This window comes from Deinococcus sp. (assembly GCF_025362455.1).
Classification (GTDB): domain Bacteria; phylum Deinococcota; class Deinococci; order Deinococcales; family Deinococcaceae; genus Deinococcus.
The window spans coordinates 12,716-28,487 of the sequence record NZ_JANYGJ010000192.1 but is presented as its reverse complement, the minus strand read 5'-3'; the positions used below and the strand labels follow the sequence as shown (position 1 = coordinate 28,487).

The window sequence follows — 15,772 nt, the reverse complement described above, 5'->3', positions numbered from 1 at the left end:
ATGGAGGCGCGGGGAGGCTGTTTTCCCCGTGGCGTAATTCGGAGTACTGCTCTAGACTCTGAGTCGAAATGCCCACCACGCCGCTGAGCACCCACCTCGCCTCGCTGAGCCCCGTAGACGTGCTGCTGCGGCTGCGCACCGCCCGGCTCACTGGTACAGACGTGAGCGGCGTGGTGCTGCTGGAGTCGCTGGGGCCGCTGACCGATTTCAGCACCCACACGTTCCTGAGCGCGGCCCCAGTCGACATTCGGCGCAGCTTACCGGACTGGCCGCCCGGCTCCGGCTTTTTTCCAGCCTGGCTGGGCGGGCTGAAGTACGAGGCGGCGCAAGGCTGGGGGCTGGAGACTCACCCGGCGCCAGGTCCGCCCCGGTCCGGCGCGGCGCAAGGCTGGGGGCAACACTGGGGGCTTTATCCCAGCGGCCTGGTCTGGGAGCGCCGTGCGGGCACGCTGGAGGTCGTCGGTGAGCCGCACCTGGACTGGGCCGCGCTGCTGAGCCTTACCCCGGCGCCCGCCCCGGCCCTGGAGGTCGGCGCCTTTACCCCGGACGACCTGGACTTCCCGGCAGGCGTGGACGCCGTGCAGGAGCTGATCCGGGCGGGTGAGGTCTACCAGGTGAACTTGTCGCGGGGCGTGAGTGCGGCGGCGACGGGCGACCCGCTGGCGGCGTACCTGCGGCTGCGCGGGCTCAATCCCAGCCCGTTTATGGCCTACGCCGAACTGGGCGATGAAGTGGTGGTGTCTGGCAGTCCGGAGCGGCTCCTGCGCTGGGAACGCGCTGCGGGGCTGCTCTCGGCCCGGCCCATCGCGGGCACCCGGCGGCGCGGCGAGACGCCCGAAGAAGACGCGGCGCTGGAAGCCGAGCTGCGCAGCAATCCCAAGGAACGCGCCGAGCACGTGATGCTGCTCGATCTGATCCGCCACGACCTGGGCGCGGCCAGCACGGCGGTGTGGGTGCCGGAGCTGATGCTGGTCGAGCGCTACAGCCACGTGATGCACCTGGTCTCGGAAGTTCAGGGCCGCGCCCGCAGTGATCTGAGCCTCGGCGAGCTGCTGGCCGCCACGTTCCCCGGCGGCACCATCACCGGGGCGCCCAAGCGGCGCGTCATGCAGGCGATTCGTGATCTGGAGCCCGGCCCCCGGAGCTGGTACACCGGCAGCCTGGGCCGGATCAGCGGCGAGGGCGCCGACCTGAACATCCTGATCCGCACGGCGGGCTTTGAGCCTTCTGGTGACGGCTGGACGGTCAGCGTGCGGGCCGGGGCGGGCATCGTCATCGGCAGTCAGGGCAGGGCCGAGACGCGCGAGACCTTGCACAAGGCCCAGGCGACCCTCAGCGCCCTGGGCGGCTCAGGCGGCAGACCCGCCCAGGCCCCGGCCCCGCCCACGCCCGGCAGGCCCTGGCAGCCCGCACCTGCCCGACCCCGGCCAGCCTTGCGCGTGCTGCTGCTCGACAACTTCGATTCGTTCACCCACAACCTGGCCCACGATCTGCGCTCCCTGGACGCCGAGGTCGTGCTGCGCGACCAGACGGCTGAGCTGCCTGAGCTGCTGGCCCTACGTCCAGCCGCCGTGCTGATCGGCCCCGGCCCCGGCACACCCGGCAGCAGCGGCGTCACGCTGGCGCTGACCCGGCACTGTCTGGACGCGGGGCTGCCGCTGCTGGGCGTCTGCCTGGGGCATCAGGCGCTGGGGCAGGTGCTGGGCGGCACGGTGGGGCGGGCGGCGCTGCCGGTCCACGGCGAGGTCGCGCAGGTGAGTCACGGCGGCCTGGGACTCTTCACTGGGCTGCCCTCGCCCACGCCGTTTACCCGCTATCACTCGCTGGTGGTGCGGGGTTTGCCGGACGCAGGCCGCGTCACCGCCCGCAGCGAGGACGGCGAGATCATGGCGCTGGAAGCCGTGGGCAAACCCGCCTGGGGCGTCCAGTTTCACCCGGAGAGCTTGCTGAGCACGCATGGCAAGGCCCTGCTGGGCAACTGGCTGGACCTGTGCTGGCTGGACCTGTGCTGGCCGGAACGGTGCTGGCCGGAACTGGAGAAGCCGGAACTGGAGAAACACCGTGCCTGAGCTGACGCCGTTCACACTCCCGCCCGAACTGAACCACCCGGCCTGGCTGCACGGCCTGAGCGCCTTTACCAGCGTGCGGCTGCACTGGGGGGCGCCGCAGTTCTGGCCGATGCACCGCGCCCGCCTGGCCGCCACCTGCGCCCTGCTGGGACTCAGCCCACCCGGCGAGCTGGAGATTCCCCCGGAGGCCGCCGCCGCTGAATTCACGCTGCTCCGGCTGACCGTCACCGACGCAGGCCAGTTCGTCTCCTGGCGTCCGCTGGGAAGCCGGGCCAGCGGGGGCGTTCACGTCCATGTCGGCGGCCAGCAGGTGCATCCGCAGTGGGGGGCGCACAAAACCGGCAATTACCTGCCGTATGTTCTGGCGCTGCGCGAGGCGAGGCGAGTCGGCGCCTTCGAGGGGCTGCTGACAGACGGAGCCGGACGGGTGGTGGACGGGTCGCGCAGCAGCCTGCTGATTCGCAGCGGCGGCGAGATTCTGGAGCCGGTGGGCGGCCTGGACGGCGTGACCCGCTCGGTGTTCATTCAGGAGAACGCGGAGCACTGGCGCCGGGAAGCGCTGAGCCTGTACGACGTGCAGACCGCCGAGGCCCTCTGGCTGTGCGGCAGCGGCATCGGCGTGCGCCCGGTGAGTCAGTTGAGCGGCGACGGCTGGGCGCTGAACTTTGAACCGGAAGCGGTGAGGAGCGAGCAGCCGGGGCTGGTGGGGCTGGAGTGATACGGAATTAAAAAGACTTCCGAACATGTGTCTTTAAGGCCGCACGGTCCCCCCTCACCCTTCCGCCGCGTTGCGGCTCCCTCCCTCTCCCGCAGGGGGCGAGGGATCAACGGCGAGTGGCCTGGACTCATTTTAATCTCGTATGAGACCCAGCCACGTTTGAATCAGCCGCGTTTGAAGTCGAACACGCCCAGAAAAGTGTACCCAAGCGCCTGACGCACCTTCGTTTTACCGACCAGATAAACATGGTCGTAGAGCAGAGCTGCTCCCCCAGCATGTGTCAAGCCCTTCGCATGCGCCGCCTCGATCACCGCGTCCCGGTAAGTCTCAATGTAGGAGCCGTCTCGGAAAACCTCCTCTACGGGCTGGAGGCCGCCGCCGCCACCTGTTTCCAGGTAATCATGGTCGTAGTAGAACTTGAAAGCGCCTGAGAACGGACTCAGCGGCGCGTCATCGTCGCCGTACTGCTCCTCGAACACATCGCTGATCCCCTCTGGTCCGTCGCCGGTTCGTAGCCAGACCGAAACTTTGCCCTCCTCTTGCTCGGTGGCGCCGTAATACCTTGGCAGTCCTGGGTATACGACGAAAAAGCCGCCTCACCCGGAGACGGCCTGTTTCAATGCTGCTCGGCTCAGCTCGTGCCGCGCTGACTGGCCAGGGCGCCGCCGCCCCGCGCTTTTCCCAGGTCCACGGCGCCGCTCTTTTGCATGATGACCAGAGCCTCGTTGGCTTTCTCGACGCGCTCGCTGCGGGCGACCACCAGAATCTGCCCGGCCCGCAGGCCGCTGTTGTAATTCTCGGCCTCGGCGGCGGGGATGCCGAACTGGCGCAGCAATTTGACGTAATCGCCGTGGTCTGTGCCCGCCAGCGCCCCGAAGATGCCGCCCATGCCGCCGCCGCCCAGAATGCCAAATAAGGTGGTGTAGGCGCCGCCCATCGCGTAGATGCGGGTTTCGGGAATGAGGGCGATCAGCGCCCAGATCGGCAAAGTGATGGCCAGACCCGCCAGAATGCCGATGCCGATGCCGCGCAGCACGCCGCCCGCACCGGCAGGCGCACCCTGCTCCGGTGAGATGCCGGTGTCCTGGGCAATATCGTTTTCGGCCACCGGGTCGAGAATCGAGAAGCCCAGGTTGTCGCGGTCAAACCCCCTGGCCTCCAGGGTCTGAAGGGCCTGCTTGGCCTGCGCGCTTTCGCTAAACAGTGCAACGACACTTTCCATAACCGGGTTGTATCACGCCACGCAGCGCAGAGCCAGGGGCAAAACTCACCCGGACTTGAGCGCGCGGTGAGGCTCGAAGCGCGGCCTTACGGCGTGGCACCCAGTCCCAGGTCGTCGGCCTCGCCCGCCTCTTCGAGATCTTCGAGGTGGGCGGCGTCGTTGAAGCCCAGCAGGGTGCCGCCGTGGGCGCTGAGCAGCAGGCGCGTGATGCTGGTGTTGGCCACCGACAGCCGCGCCCAGGCGTTTTGCGGCACGCCGCCCAGGGCCAGACCCACCGCCACCCGGACCACGCCGCCGTGGGTAAAGACCATCACGCGCTGCCCGACCCACTGCGCCGCGATCGTCGCCAGGGCCGCCGAGGACCGGTCGTACAGGTCGGCCATGCTCTCGCCGCCGGGCCTGCGGGTGGCCCAGGGGTCTTTTCGCAGGGCCGCCAGGTAGTCGGGAAATTCGAGGCGAATCTCCGGCAGGGTCAGGCTGCTGAGCTGCCCCACGTCGATCTCGCGCAGGCCGGGCAGGGTCTGCACCGGTGGGGCGCCGCTCAGGCGCTCGGTGACGATCTCGGCGGTGTGGTGCGCCCGGAGCAGGTCACTGGAGTACACCGCCGCGAAACCCTGGCTGGTCAGGCGCTCGGCCAGGCTCGACGCCTGGAGCACCCCCACCGGGCTCAGCGGCACGTCGGTCTGGCCCTGATAGCGCCCGTCGGCGTTCCAGGTGCTCTCGCCGTGGCGGACCACCCACAGCTCGGTGGACGCCTGGCGATCCGGCCAGGAAATGCCGGTGGGCGGCCTGAGCAGCGCCGTCACGAATGCTGACCCGGCGTAGCTGGGTACCCCAGTGGTGCGCCCCGGTGTTGCAGCTCGACCCCGCCGCCCGGCACGACCTCGCCCAGCAGCCAGGGCGACTCGCCCGCGCCGCGCAAGGCGTCCAGCGCCCGCGTGAGCTGGCCAGGCGGCACCATAAACAAAAAACCCACACCCATGTTCAGCGCCCGGTAGCCCTCGGCCCGCTCCATGCCCGCCCCGCTGAGCACCATCTCGAACAGCGGCGGCACGGTGTAGCTGCTCAGGTCGAATCGCAAGCCCAGCCCGGAGGGCAGCACGCGGGGCGGGTTGTCGATCAATCCGCCGCCGGTGATGTGGCTCATGGCCCGCACGTCGATTCCGGCGGCTTCCAGGGCACGGTACGCCTGCACGTAGCTGCGGTGGGGAATCAGCAGGGCGTCCTGAATACTCGTGCCCAGTCGGGGGTCGGGGGCCAGCCAGTCCGCGCCCTCCAGGGCGGCGCGGGCCAGGCTGTAGCCGTTGGTGTGCAGGCCGCTGCTGGGCAGCGCGATCACCACGTCTCCGGCTTCCAGGCGCTCACCGGTCACCAGCGCCGAGCGGTCTACCACGCCGACGATGGTGCCCACGATATCGAGTTCGCCGTCCAGGTAGACACCGGGCATCTCGGCGGTCTCGCCGCCCAGCAGGGCCACGCCCAGCGCCTCGCAGGCCCCGGCGGCGCCGGTCACGACAGCCGCGACCTGTTCGGGAATCAGCTTGCCCATCGCCACGTAATCGAGGAAGAACAGCGGGCGGGCGCCCTGCACCAGAATGTCGTTGACGCAGTGGTTGACGATATCGGCGCCCAGTCCGGCGTACTGCCCGGCGCGGCTGGCAACTTTGGTTTTGGTGCCCACCCCGTCGGTGGAGGCGACCAGCACCGGGTCGCTCATGCCGCCGAAGCCCGCCCGGAACAGCCCGCCAAAACCGCCCAGACCGCCCAGCACCTGGGGACCGTGGGTGCGGGCCACGGCGCCTTTCATCAGCGCGACGGCGCGGTGTCCGGCGTCGATGTCCACCCCGGCGCGGGCGTAGGCGGAAATCGGGGGAGCGGCGGGCAGGTCGGTGGGGTCGGTGGCGTCAGGTTTTATAGCGTCGTGGGTCATCTGAAACAGTCTCCTGGCGTCGTCTGGTCGGGGCGGCCTATCTTCGGGGCAGCTCTGGTCCCGCGCACTGTGACAGTCTACCTGAGCCGGGCAAGCCGGGTCAGCCTCCCCCACCGCTGGCTTCCTGACCGCTGGCTTCCTCACCGCTGGCTCCAGGCCGGACGGCCCGCCGCGTCCACCACCAACGTCCGGCGGCGCCCAGACCCACCGCCAGCGACAGCCCGGACACGCCCCAGATCAGCCGCTGCGGATCGGCGGCCAGGTAAACCACCAGCGCCGTGGCAGGCAGGGCGCCGAGCGCCGAGGCGGCCATGAACGGCCAGAACGGCATCCGCGCCGCGCCCGCCACCAGGTTCATGACCTCGGCCTTGAGGGCAGGCATCAGGCGAACGAGCAGCACCGCCTGGACCCCGCGTGCCTCGGCAAAGGCGTGCAGGCGCCGACTCATGGCCTCACCGGAGAGCCGCCGCACCGCCCAGGTGCCAAAACGCCGCCCCACCCAGTAGCCCAGCGCGGCGCCCAGCAGCGTGCCGCTGTAGACGATGGCGAAGCCCAGCCAGAAGCCGTAGAGCAGCGAGGCCAGCACCACGTCGGCGGCGGCGGGCAGCAGCGGAATAACCGCCTGGAGCAGCATCCCGGCGATCAGCGCCAGCGGTCCCCACACCCCCAACTGCTCGACCAGGGCGCGGCGGCGGGCGTCGTCGGGGCCGAACAGCGCCGTGCCCAATTCCCACAGCCAGCTTCGCAGCTCCGGCAGCAGCAGCGAGCCCAGCGCCAGCAGCGTCAGTCCGACAAACCAGCAGCCCGGACGCGGCGCGGCGGACCTGAGCGCGGCTTGCGCGGGAGACTTGGGCACGTCCGCAGGGTAACGCGGGAAGCCGGGAAATTCAGTCTGGTCACGCCCTGGCAAAAGCCAGATGGCCCAGCTTCCCCGAAGATCACCCCAAGGATCACTCTTTCCTCCCCCTCCCCTGCTCAGGCTAGACTGCGCGGCGATGCGTGCCGATCTGCTCGAACTCACTCTGGGGCTGCTGCCGGAGCACCACCCGCGCCCGGAAATTCAACTGCTCTACGACATGCTGCGCGATTACCCCCAGCGGGGCGGCAAGGGCCTGCGCAGCGAGCTGCTGCTGCTGAGCGCCCAGGCGCACGGCGCTGGCCCCGCTTCGCCTCGCTGGAGTCAGGCGCTATGGCTCGGCACCGTGCTGGAGCTGTTTCAGAACTGGGTGCTGATCCACGACGACATCGAGGACGACAGCGAGGAGCGCCGGGGAAGGCCCGCGCTGCACCGGCTGCACGGCGTGGCGCTGGCCATCAACGCCGGGGACGCGCTGCACGCCTACATGTGGGCGGCGGTGGCCAAGGCCGATGTGCCGGGCGCTTACGGCGAGGTCCTGAACATGATCCACCGCACCGCCGAGGGCCAGCACCTCGATCTGGCCTGGGTCGAGCACGGGCGCTGGGACGTCACCGAGGCCGATTACCTGGAGATGGTGCGCCTGAAAACCGCCTACTATACCGTGACCGTACCGCTGCGGCTGGGCGCACTGGCGGCGGACGCCGTGCCCAGTCCGGACTTCACGGCAGCCGGGGAAGCGCTGGGCGCCGCCTTTCAGATTCGTGACGACGTGCTGAACCTGCTCGAAGACGCCGGAAGCTACGGCAAGGAGATCGGCGGCGACCTGCTGGAAGGCAAGCGCACCCTGATTACGCTGCACTGGCTCACGGGCGCCCCGCCGGAGCAGCGCCGGGTGTTTCTGGAGCAGATGGCCCTGCCCAGAACCGGGAAAGACCCGGCCACGATTGCCCGGATTCTCGGCTGGCTGCGGGGGAGTGGCAGCCTGGCCTACGCCCAGGAGTACGCCGACGCCCAGGGACAGCGCGGGCTGGAGCTGCTGCGCGGTGCCCTCGCTGACGCCGCCGACCCCCAGGCCGCCGCCCGGATGCTGAAGCTGGCCGAAGGCTACGTGACGCGGGAAGCGTGAGGACGCCTGAACGCGGGCGCAGCAGGACGCGGTGGCCTGTGAATATCAATGATCTCGGAGCATCGGGCAAAACGCTACATGACACCGCTCGACGCTGGCTCAGGCAACGTACCCGGACGGTTGCCGTCCGCCTGGCCGGTCATGTGCTGGGTGATCTGCTCGGCGCTGCGCAGGTAGCCGACAAACATTAGGATGCTGGTCGCCGCGACGACGATGCCCAACCAGCGACCCGCAAAGAAGTCATATAAGCCGTGCAGCACTGCCGCCAGCCCGATACCCAGCAGGATCAGAGCCGCGCGGCGCTGGGGAGCGAGCAGACTCAGGCCCAGGTAATACCCGGCGATGGCGCTGAAGACGCAGTGCAAAAACGGCAGGCTGATCAGCCGCAGCACTTCCAGTAGCACGTAGTTACCGGTGCCGACCACGCCGTAGGCCAGGCCATAAAAGTTGTCGGTGGTGTAGCTCGCCGAGTAGCTGACCGCCTCAGCCACACCGAACGCCAGGCCGCTGATTCCCGCATAAAACGCCGCCTCACGCGGAGTCTGAATCTGGCGCAGTTTGACAGCCAGCCACAGCACTGGCAGGAGCTTGACGGCTTCCTCAACCACACCCACGCCTGCCACGAAGCCGATGAGTCTCACCGGACTAAAGGTCCAGTCTGTGGCCTGATACAGCGCACTGATGAATGGCAAACGCTGGAGCATCAGTACCAAGGCCACACCCACCACTGCCGTGAATACAGAAACCAGGCCCAGGTTGCGTCGTTTGACCTGGCCCGGTTGCACGATCAGCCAAAACACGTAGCCCCACAGCAGCGCAAAATAACTTCCGAGCGCCCAGGCTGTGTTCCGAATCTCGGCGTCCTGACCCCAGACCTTGGAGAGCAGCAGCGGAAACAAGGCGAAGACCAGTAAAGCCTGTAACCAACGCATTTTCCAGGGTTGATCTTGTATCCAGCGCCGGATCGGGAAAAGAATATCGAACGGCAGCGTTCTGAAGTCGCTGAGCAGATTCTGTAGGGGGCGTTCGCTTCGACCGTCGATGGTGCGGGGCGATGTTTCAGCAGACGCAGTTGCGGTAGACACAGTTGCGGCAGACCCGCTGGCCCACTGGGCATCAGATTTCTGGCTCTCCGGTTCGGTCACCGGAGCAGCATAGCAACCAAACGCACTAAACTCCGCTTTCCGGCGGCCTGGACACCTCAACCTCCGGGCGGGCCTGGGGGGCCAGTTGCGCGATACCGAGCAGCATCAGCCCGACCAGGGCCAGGGCCACGCCGCGCCCGCCGGTGCCCAGCGTATCCAGATCGGCGATGACCAACTTGGCACTCGCCAGCGCGAACAGGCCCAGCCCGGTCCACCAGACCGGCACTGAGCGGCGCTCACGGCCCTGAAACAGCATCACGACGCCGCCGCCCAGCAGACCCAGGGTCGTCGGCAGGGCGCCGGGCGCCAGCAGCCCACTGGTTCCGGCCAGATCAGCCAGCCGGGCGGCGAACTGCGAGGCCAGCACGCTGATAAGCCCGCCCCAGCAGGCCGCGCCGGGTTCCAGAAGGGTCAGCGCCCAGGCGTCGAGCGGGGCCGCGTCGCGGCGGGCGGCGGGCACAAGGGGCAGGCGGCGGCGCCCAGAGAGCGACCCCAGCAGCCACAGCGCCAGACTGGCCACCAGCAAGCTCAGCAGCGCCACGCCTCCAGACCCTCCATTGGCCGCCGCCAGGTCAGTGACCGGCGCCGACAGCGAGGCGACCAGCGAGAGCCCCAGCAGCGGCAGCGACACCAGCGGCCAGGCGATCACGCCGCGCAGGAAAGGTGCGCTCAGCGCCACCGCCGAGAGCAGCATGGCCGTCTGGGCCTGACCATCCAGCAGCCAGCTCAGCGCCGTGACCCCGCCCAGCAGCGCCAGTCCTTCGGCGACTTGCTGGGCACGCAGGCCAAAGCGCTCCCTGGCGTCATCTGCACCCATGAACTCGGCGGGCAACAGACGGCTCAGCAGCGGCGCAGCGCTACCCAAGCGCAACACCACGCCCAGGACCAGGCTGGTCAGCACCGAGGCCAGGATCACGGGCACATCCACGTCCGACTGTGGAGAGGCGCGGCCCAGCAGCACGGCGTCCAGGCTGCCCAGCGCCACCAGGGCGGCCAGCAGCAGCGGCAACGCCCGTTCGGATTTCAGGCGCCCTTGCAGCAGCACGGCGGTGACGACGGCCAGCAGCGTGGCCAGAGTGAAAATCCAGACGTTGAGACCCTGCTCAGCGCCCCAGAGGGTCAGCACCAGCGCGGCGACGGCGGCCACCAGACTGCCGCTGCGCCCACCGATGGCCAGCGCCGAGCCCAGCGCAGAGGCGGCCAGCAGCGCCTGGCCGGGGCTCAGGTCGCCCAGGCTGGAGACCAGCAGGGCGGCGGCGACCAGGGCACCGCCCCAGCGCCAGGGCGCCGAAGCCGACCAGCGCCCGTACAGGCCCAGCGCCAGCGCCAGCGGTATCAGGCGCTGCGTGCCCGCCCCGGTGCCCAGCGCCGCGCCCAGCCAGGCACCCGCCGCCGCCGTGGCCGAGGCGACCAGGGCCTCGCGCAGCGGGTCGGGCGCACTTGGACCGCGCCCCCGGATGCGCCAGGCCGCCAGCGTCAGCAGCCCGGCGCACAGACCCAGCAGGGCGTAGCCCGCCAGCGGATCGGCAGGTCGCACGCTGCCGTTCTGGGCCGCCCAGGCCAGCGGTCCGGCGCACAGCAGCGTGGTCACCAGCAGGCCCAGCGGCAGAATCGACGACCAGACGCCGGGCGCGGCGGACTGGTCATTGCCGCTCTGGCGAGCATCAACACCGCCCAGGCGGGCATCAACACCGCTCAGGCGCACCACCATCCCGGCCATCAGCAGGCCCAGGGCCGTCCACAGCAGCGGGGCGCCGCGCAGGTTGTGTTCGCTGGCCACCACCAGCAGCCCGGCGATTCCGGCAGGCAGGGCCAGCACCAGCAGCCGGGCGGGGGGCTCCTTGCTGCCCAGGGCGGCGTTGCCCGAAGCGGCTGCGGCAGCGGCCAGGCCCACCGCGAAGAGGGCCGACTGCGCCCAGAGGAGCAGCCCGCCGAATTCGAGATCGTCGGCCAGCAGCCAGGTCGAGACGGTGGCGCCGGTCAGCGCGACGGCCATGCCCAGCAGTCGCTCCTGACGCCGGGCATGCACACCGACCAGCACGCTGAGGATCAGCACCAGCCCCAGCACCGCGCTGGCGGGCAGCACCCCGACCTGATGCAGCGCCCCCATGCACAGCGCCAGAATGCCGTAGCCGAGCCCCTGGAGCGCCCCGCGCACCGCCCCCGTGGCCCTGGGCGACAGCGCGTAGAGCCCCGTGCCCAGCAGCGCCGCCAGCAGCAGTTGCAGCTCAGGCGTGAAGACCCCGGCCCGCGCCAGTTGGGTCAGCACCGCCGCCAGACCGCCCAGCGTGAGCAGCGCCCCGATGGCCGCAAATATCGTCCGTGGCGAAGGCGACCAGCCAGGAGTGGGCGGCGAGGGCGGCGGTCCCTGGCGGGCGGGCGGCTCACGGCCCGCCGCCGGGGCTTGAGTATCTGCCGGAGTAAGCAGCGAGGCCGCCCTGGGCGCAGACGCGGCCTGCTCGTGCCGGGTCAGGATGATCGGTGGCTGGCCGGGGTCCGGCTGTATAGGATTCGGCTGGACGGGATCTGGCTGGAATGAATCAGGTCGAGTCGCATTCGAAGTCCCATTCGACGTCGCATTCGACAAGGCCGGATTCGGCTGCCCCTGAGCTGGCCAGATGACCGGCGCGGCTGGCGGCGGACTGACCTGCGGCGCCTCAGACTGAACCGGAGCCTCCCGTTGAACCGGCCCGGTCTGCCCGGTGCGGCTCTCGAACATACGGGCACGCAACTCGGAGAGTTCGGCAGCCTGGGCCTGAAGCATCCGCTCCAGACGCTCCAGCTCGCCGCGCAGGCCCTGGCGAACGATCAGCGCCGGAATGAACAGCACCACCAGCAACACTATGGTTATGCCCAGCAGGATTTCCATTGCGTTTAGTGTAAAGCATTTATCATAAAAACCGCGTTTTTATGACCGGGGCAGCGGGAGTGAACGACGGCGAGCAGGACGCAGGCGGGCAGGCCCATACGGGAGGAGTGGCGCCCTCATGGGCGTCCGTTCACGACGAGGGTACCGTTTTGCCCAGGACAATAGACCCAGGACAATGGAGTAGACAATGGAGTCCTTGGGATGAGCCGGAGCGTTCACCTGGCTTGAGTCTCCTGTCATCAAGTCGAGACGGTTGTTTTCTGATGGCGGCGGGAAGTCTCGACACAAGACGGCGGATTGTTTGAGCACCGCATGGTCTTGACTCTCCCCGGTTGCTGAGTATCGTCCGCTTCCATATTTGTTTCACATCTATAGCAGCAAAACCGCCCCCGCAAGTAAAGATGCGGGGACGGTTTGAGGGTAAAACCAGTTTGCAAAGCTTACTTACATCATCTTGACGGCGGAGCAGAGCACGCCCGCGTCGTTGGGGGTGCCGTCGGCGTTCTTGGCGGTGTGGACGTTGAAGTACGTCGCCTGGAGCACTTCCGACTTGTTGACGCTGCCCGACAGGGTGACCATGCCGGTGGCGTCGCTCAGGGCCACGATCTTGCTCGACATGAGCGGGGCGCCGTTGCTCTTGCAGGGCTCGGTGCTCTCGGTGCCCTGAACGTGGTAGTGGGCCACGTAGTAGGTGTTGGGCGCCAGGCCCATCAGCTTGGCGGTGGTCATGCGCATGTTGCCGCTGTCTTTGACGGCCACATTGCCCACCGGGTTGGCCAGGGTTGAGGGCGCACTGGTCTGCTTGCTCAGGCTGTAGGAGGCGGGGGCGCCGGTGCCCATCATGTTGCAGGCGCTCAGGAGTACGGCGCTCATACCAACCATCAGCGTGCCAGTTATCAGGTTCTTCCCAGTCGTCACGTTCTTCATAGTGTCCTCTTTCCAGCGGGAGTTAACCTGCTGAGCCCGGCCCACACATCGGCGGCGCCGGGCAAATGTCGTTGCCTAACCATCATGCGGCGCTCACCCCCCCGGTCATACGTGAGACTTCGTTCAATCTCAGGGACACATCAGCTTCAGTTAAAGCCGCGCTCAAGGTCGCGGGCGCCGCCCGCCGGGAACCTGAGCGCCACGTCGACCCGGTGAGTAGACAAATCGGCTGAGTCTCTCTTTGTCTCGGCGCCCGCACCGTGGTCGTGGCGGTCAGGGTGTACTCCAGATCGGCAGCGCAGGGGGCGACGTAGGCCCGCAGAATGAACAGCGGGCGCGGACCGGGCACCGCGCTGACGGTGTTGGCGTAGCTATCGCCAAGCGAGACCGCCGCGTCGTTCCGGGTACAGGTGTCGTTGGTCAGGCCCACCTGTTCGAGGAGTACGCGCACCTTCCCGGCTCTCAGGCCGAGCACCGTCACGTCGCGCACGGCCCGCTGCGAGGGCGGAAAGTAGAAGTTGACCAGCACCAGCTCGTCCAGGCCGTCGAGGTTGAGATCACCGACATTGCCGAGCTGGCCCCGCTCGACCAGAACGAGGTAGGTGGTGATCGGTCTGCCGGGAGTGCCGACAGTGCAGGGGCCGAGACTGATGAGCAGCGCCTGCTCGCGCACCCTGGGCTGGGTGAAATGGCCGCTCACCCGGTCCAGGGCGGCACCCGTCAGGGCGCATCTGGACAATCTCATCAACCGCTGAAGCTGCCGCGCCACACCCGCGTATTCGGCCTGGGGCACCCTGGCTGGCTCGAACTCCCGGCGCAGGTCCAGAATCAGGCGGCTGGGTGGACTGGGCGCGGCGACGGCCTGGCTGGCGAGCAGCGCGGCGCACACCACGAATACCCTCCTGGCCTACATTACTGTTTCGTGACCACCTTCACGGCGCCGACCTGAATGCCCCGTTGCGGCGCGGCGCGGCTGTAGCTCAGCGTCTGCACCCGGTAACTTCCCACCTGGTTGTCGGGGGCGGGCGTGGCGCGGGTCACTTTGAGAACGCCGCCGCGCAGCCCCAGCAACGGCTGATCGTACGACGCCTGGCGGGTGTCTTGGACGCCGGTATAGTCCTGGGCGTTGGTGTCGCTCCGGCAATCCTCGACGACCTCGACCTGCTTGCCCAGCACCTTCAGCGACGGACTGAGCTTGACCCACACCAGATCGATGTTGGTTCCGGCGCCGCACTGTCCCTGCACGTTGCAGTTGGGTGAAAGCCCGACCTGGAAGGTGAAATACCATTGCCCACGACTGCGCACCAGATCGACGACGTGGGCGTTCAGGGCGGCGCCGGGCCGTCGTCCAACGCGCTGGGACTCCTGAAAACCGCTCGCCGTCGGGTCGTAGGTGGCGGCTGTGCAGCCGTGAAGCTGCCCACTCAGATCGGCCCGGCCTGTTGTTCGGCCCTGACTGAACACGACGACCCCATTGGGCAGCCCGGTCAGCCGCACCGGGTCGCGGGGACTCTGCTGGGCTGGCCTGGCCTGGGCTGGCCTGTTCTGGACCAACTTGGCCTGGGCTGGCAGGCGCTGCTGGGCCAGCGCTCCAGTGGTGAGAAAGACACTCGCCAGCACGCCACTCCAGACGGCTGCACGGATTTCAGTCATAGGGAAGGTCATGGCCGAGATGCTAACAGCCGGATTCTGACGGGGCCTTTGAATACGGTGAGAAATGCACACTCCAGCGGTCCCCAGCCGTTCAGCCCAGAGCGTTCAGTCGCGCAGCCACCCAGTCGCGCAGTCACCCAGCCGTACAGTCACCCAGCCGTGCAGCAGGTGGCCGAACTCGGCCCCGGCCTGTCTCAGCGCCGCACCGAAGAGGGCAGGCAGGGCGGCGGGTGAGCGCAGCGGGGAGGGTTGCAAAGCCAGCACTGGCGCCGCGATGAGCCGGGCGCCGCCCGCTATGCCTGGCCGGTCAGCTTGACCCGGTAGTCGCTGCCGGGCAGCAGCTCCAGCACCCGCACCGCGAAGCGGGCGCCGTCGTGCATCTCCAGAACGCCCATCTGATCGGGGGCCAGGCGGATACGGGTGAGGTGGGTGCGACCTGAACCCATGTCCGGGCCGCTGCCGAGCCGCAGCCGCATCAGGCCGCCCTGCCCCTCCAACGCCAGAATCCTGAACTCGGTTCGTTCGGCGCGGTCGCCTGCCCCGCGTTGGGATCAGCCGTGCCCGCGCTGGAATCCGTCAACGCGCCCCATTCAGCGCGGCCTGCAAGCGCTCGGCACTCAGCGCTCCGGGGCGCAGTATCTGCCCGGTGCCGCCGTCGATCACGGTGCTGGGCAGCCCGGCGCCCGCCTCACCGCTCAGCAGCACGCTCGCCAGGTTGTAGGCGTCAGCCTGGGCCAGATTGAGCGCACTGGGCGCTCCCGCCGGGTTCAGACTGGTGGTCGCCAGCGGCCCGCCCCAGCGCGAGAGCAGCTCCTGCACCAGCGGATGATCCGGCACCCGCAGCCCCACCCGGCCTCCGTAGACCAGCCAGGCCGGACACGCCGCCGAGGCCCGCACCACGAGGGTGACCGGGCCGGGCAGCAGCGCACAGAGGGGTTCAAACAGCGGCTGGCCCGGCGCCGCCAGTCTGCGGGCCTGCTCCACTGAGGCGCAACTGAGCTGCAAGGCCTTGCCCGCTGGCCTGCCTTTCAGGGCCGCGAGCGACTCCACCGCCGGGCGTGAGGCCGCGTCGGCGCCCAGGCCCCAGACCGTCTCCGTCGGGAAGCCGACAGCCTCGCCGCGTGCCAGGGCGGCCAGCATCTCGTTCCAGGGCTGCTCTGAGTGCTCCATGTCCGTTTCTCCCGGCGCGGCGGCTGTTCTCCCAACGCGGCGCGTGTGCCCGGCGCTGTAATTCCTGCGCTGTGAGTCCTGCGC

16 protein-coding genes are annotated in these 15,772 nt (G+C 68.8%); 3 read left to right on the top strand and 13 right to left on the bottom strand.

Translation table 11 applies throughout. The features are described from left to right. The first annotated feature begins 68 nt into the window (after window positions 1–68). A complete protein-coding gene (locus Q0R23_RS14115) occupies window positions 69–2,069 on the top strand; it encodes a chorismate-binding protein (protein ID WP_293913985.1) in 2,001 nt (666 codons plus the stop codon). Then, the gene (locus tag Q0R23_RS14110; RefSeq protein WP_293913983.1) at window positions 2,062–2,787 is read left to right on the top strand and encodes an aminotransferase class IV; all 726 of its coding nucleotides are present in this window, start codon (window positions 2,062–2,064) and stop codon (window positions 2,785–2,787) included. The genes Q0R23_RS14115 and Q0R23_RS14110 overlap by 8 nt, the downstream gene beginning before the upstream one ends. Window positions 2,788–2,951: 164 nt before the next feature. Here the strand turns inward: Q0R23_RS14110 and Q0R23_RS14105 are convergent, their stop codons facing one another. The 5 genes from Q0R23_RS14105 to Q0R23_RS14085 form a co-directional block, all read right to left on the bottom strand. Further along, window positions 2,952–3,356 carry an immunity 22 family protein gene (locus Q0R23_RS14105; RefSeq protein ID WP_293914018.1) on the bottom strand — a complete coding sequence of 135 codons (405 nt, stop codon included), beginning with the start codon at window positions 3,354–3,356 and terminating at the stop codon, window positions 2,952–2,954. 62 nt (window positions 3,357–3,418) lie between these two features. Continuing rightward, window positions 3,419–4,009 (bottom strand): hypothetical protein, encoded by a 591-nt coding sequence (locus Q0R23_RS14100; protein ID WP_293913981.1) that lies wholly within the window; start codon window positions 4,007–4,009, stop codon window positions 3,419–3,421. Between the two features lie 86 nt (window positions 4,010–4,095). Continuing rightward, complete coding sequence (locus Q0R23_RS14095; RefSeq protein ID WP_293913979.1) at window positions 4,096–4,815, bottom strand: histidine phosphatase family protein; 720 nt, start codon at window positions 4,813–4,815, stop codon at window positions 4,096–4,098. Continuing rightward, a complete protein-coding gene (purM, locus tag Q0R23_RS14090; protein WP_293913977.1) occupies window positions 4,812–5,939 on the bottom strand; it encodes a phosphoribosylformylglycinamidine cyclo-ligase in 1,128 nt (375 codons plus the stop codon). Before purM ends, Q0R23_RS14095 begins: the two co-directional genes overlap by 4 nt. Window positions 5,940–6,039: 100 nt before the next feature. Continuing rightward, the gene (locus Q0R23_RS14085; RefSeq protein WP_293913975.1) at window positions 6,040–6,795 is read right to left on the bottom strand and encodes a TVP38/TMEM64 family protein; all 756 of its coding nucleotides are present in this window, start codon (window positions 6,793–6,795) and stop codon (window positions 6,040–6,042) included. A gap of 139 nt (window positions 6,796–6,934) precedes the next feature. On the opposite strand from Q0R23_RS14085, the gene Q0R23_RS14080 reads away from it, so the two are divergent. Then, window positions 6,935–7,924 (top strand): polyprenyl synthetase family protein, encoded by a 990-nt coding sequence (locus tag Q0R23_RS14080; protein ID WP_293913973.1) that lies wholly within the window; start codon window positions 6,935–6,937, stop codon window positions 7,922–7,924. Window positions 7,925–7,998: 74 nt separating this feature from the next. Here the strand turns inward: Q0R23_RS14080 and Q0R23_RS14075 are convergent, their stop codons facing one another. From Q0R23_RS14075 to Q0R23_RS14040, 8 genes are all read right to left on the bottom strand, one after another. After that, window positions 7,999–8,856, bottom strand: coding sequence for a PrsW family glutamic-type intramembrane protease (locus Q0R23_RS14075; protein ID WP_293913971.1), 858 nt, complete (start codon window positions 8,854–8,856; stop codon window positions 7,999–8,001). 238 nt (window positions 8,857–9,094) lie between these two features. After that, the gene (locus tag Q0R23_RS14070) at window positions 9,095–11,938 is read right to left on the bottom strand and encodes a hypothetical protein (protein WP_293913969.1); all 2,844 of its coding nucleotides are present in this window, start codon (window positions 11,936–11,938) and stop codon (window positions 9,095–9,097) included. A gap of 444 nt (window positions 11,939–12,382) precedes the next feature. Continuing rightward, entirely contained in the window at window positions 12,383–12,811 is a 429-nt protein-coding gene (locus tag Q0R23_RS14065) for a superoxide dismutase (RefSeq protein ID WP_293913968.1), read from the bottom strand. Between the two features lie 136 nt (window positions 12,812–12,947). Continuing rightward, window positions 12,948–13,757 carry a hypothetical protein gene (locus tag Q0R23_RS14060; protein ID WP_293913967.1) on the bottom strand — a complete coding sequence of 270 codons (810 nt, stop codon included), beginning with the start codon at window positions 13,755–13,757 and terminating at the stop codon, window positions 12,948–12,950. 20 nt (window positions 13,758–13,777) lie between these two features. Further along, a complete protein-coding gene (locus tag Q0R23_RS14055) occupies window positions 13,778–14,530 on the bottom strand; it encodes a hypothetical protein (protein ID WP_293913966.1) in 753 nt (250 codons plus the stop codon). A 93-nt stretch (window positions 14,531–14,623) separates the two neighbouring features. Continuing rightward, window positions 14,624–14,773, bottom strand: coding sequence for a hypothetical protein (locus Q0R23_RS14050; protein WP_293913965.1), 150 nt, complete (start codon window positions 14,771–14,773; stop codon window positions 14,624–14,626). A 38-nt stretch (window positions 14,774–14,811) separates the two neighbouring features. Then, window positions 14,812–14,994 (bottom strand): hypothetical protein, encoded by a 183-nt coding sequence (locus Q0R23_RS14045; protein WP_293913963.1) that lies wholly within the window; start codon window positions 14,992–14,994, stop codon window positions 14,812–14,814. A gap of 100 nt (window positions 14,995–15,094) precedes the next feature. Beyond that, entirely contained in the window at window positions 15,095–15,688 is a 594-nt protein-coding gene (locus tag Q0R23_RS14040) for an L-threonylcarbamoyladenylate synthase (protein ID WP_293913962.1), read from the bottom strand. Window positions 15,689–15,772 lie beyond the last annotated feature (84 nt).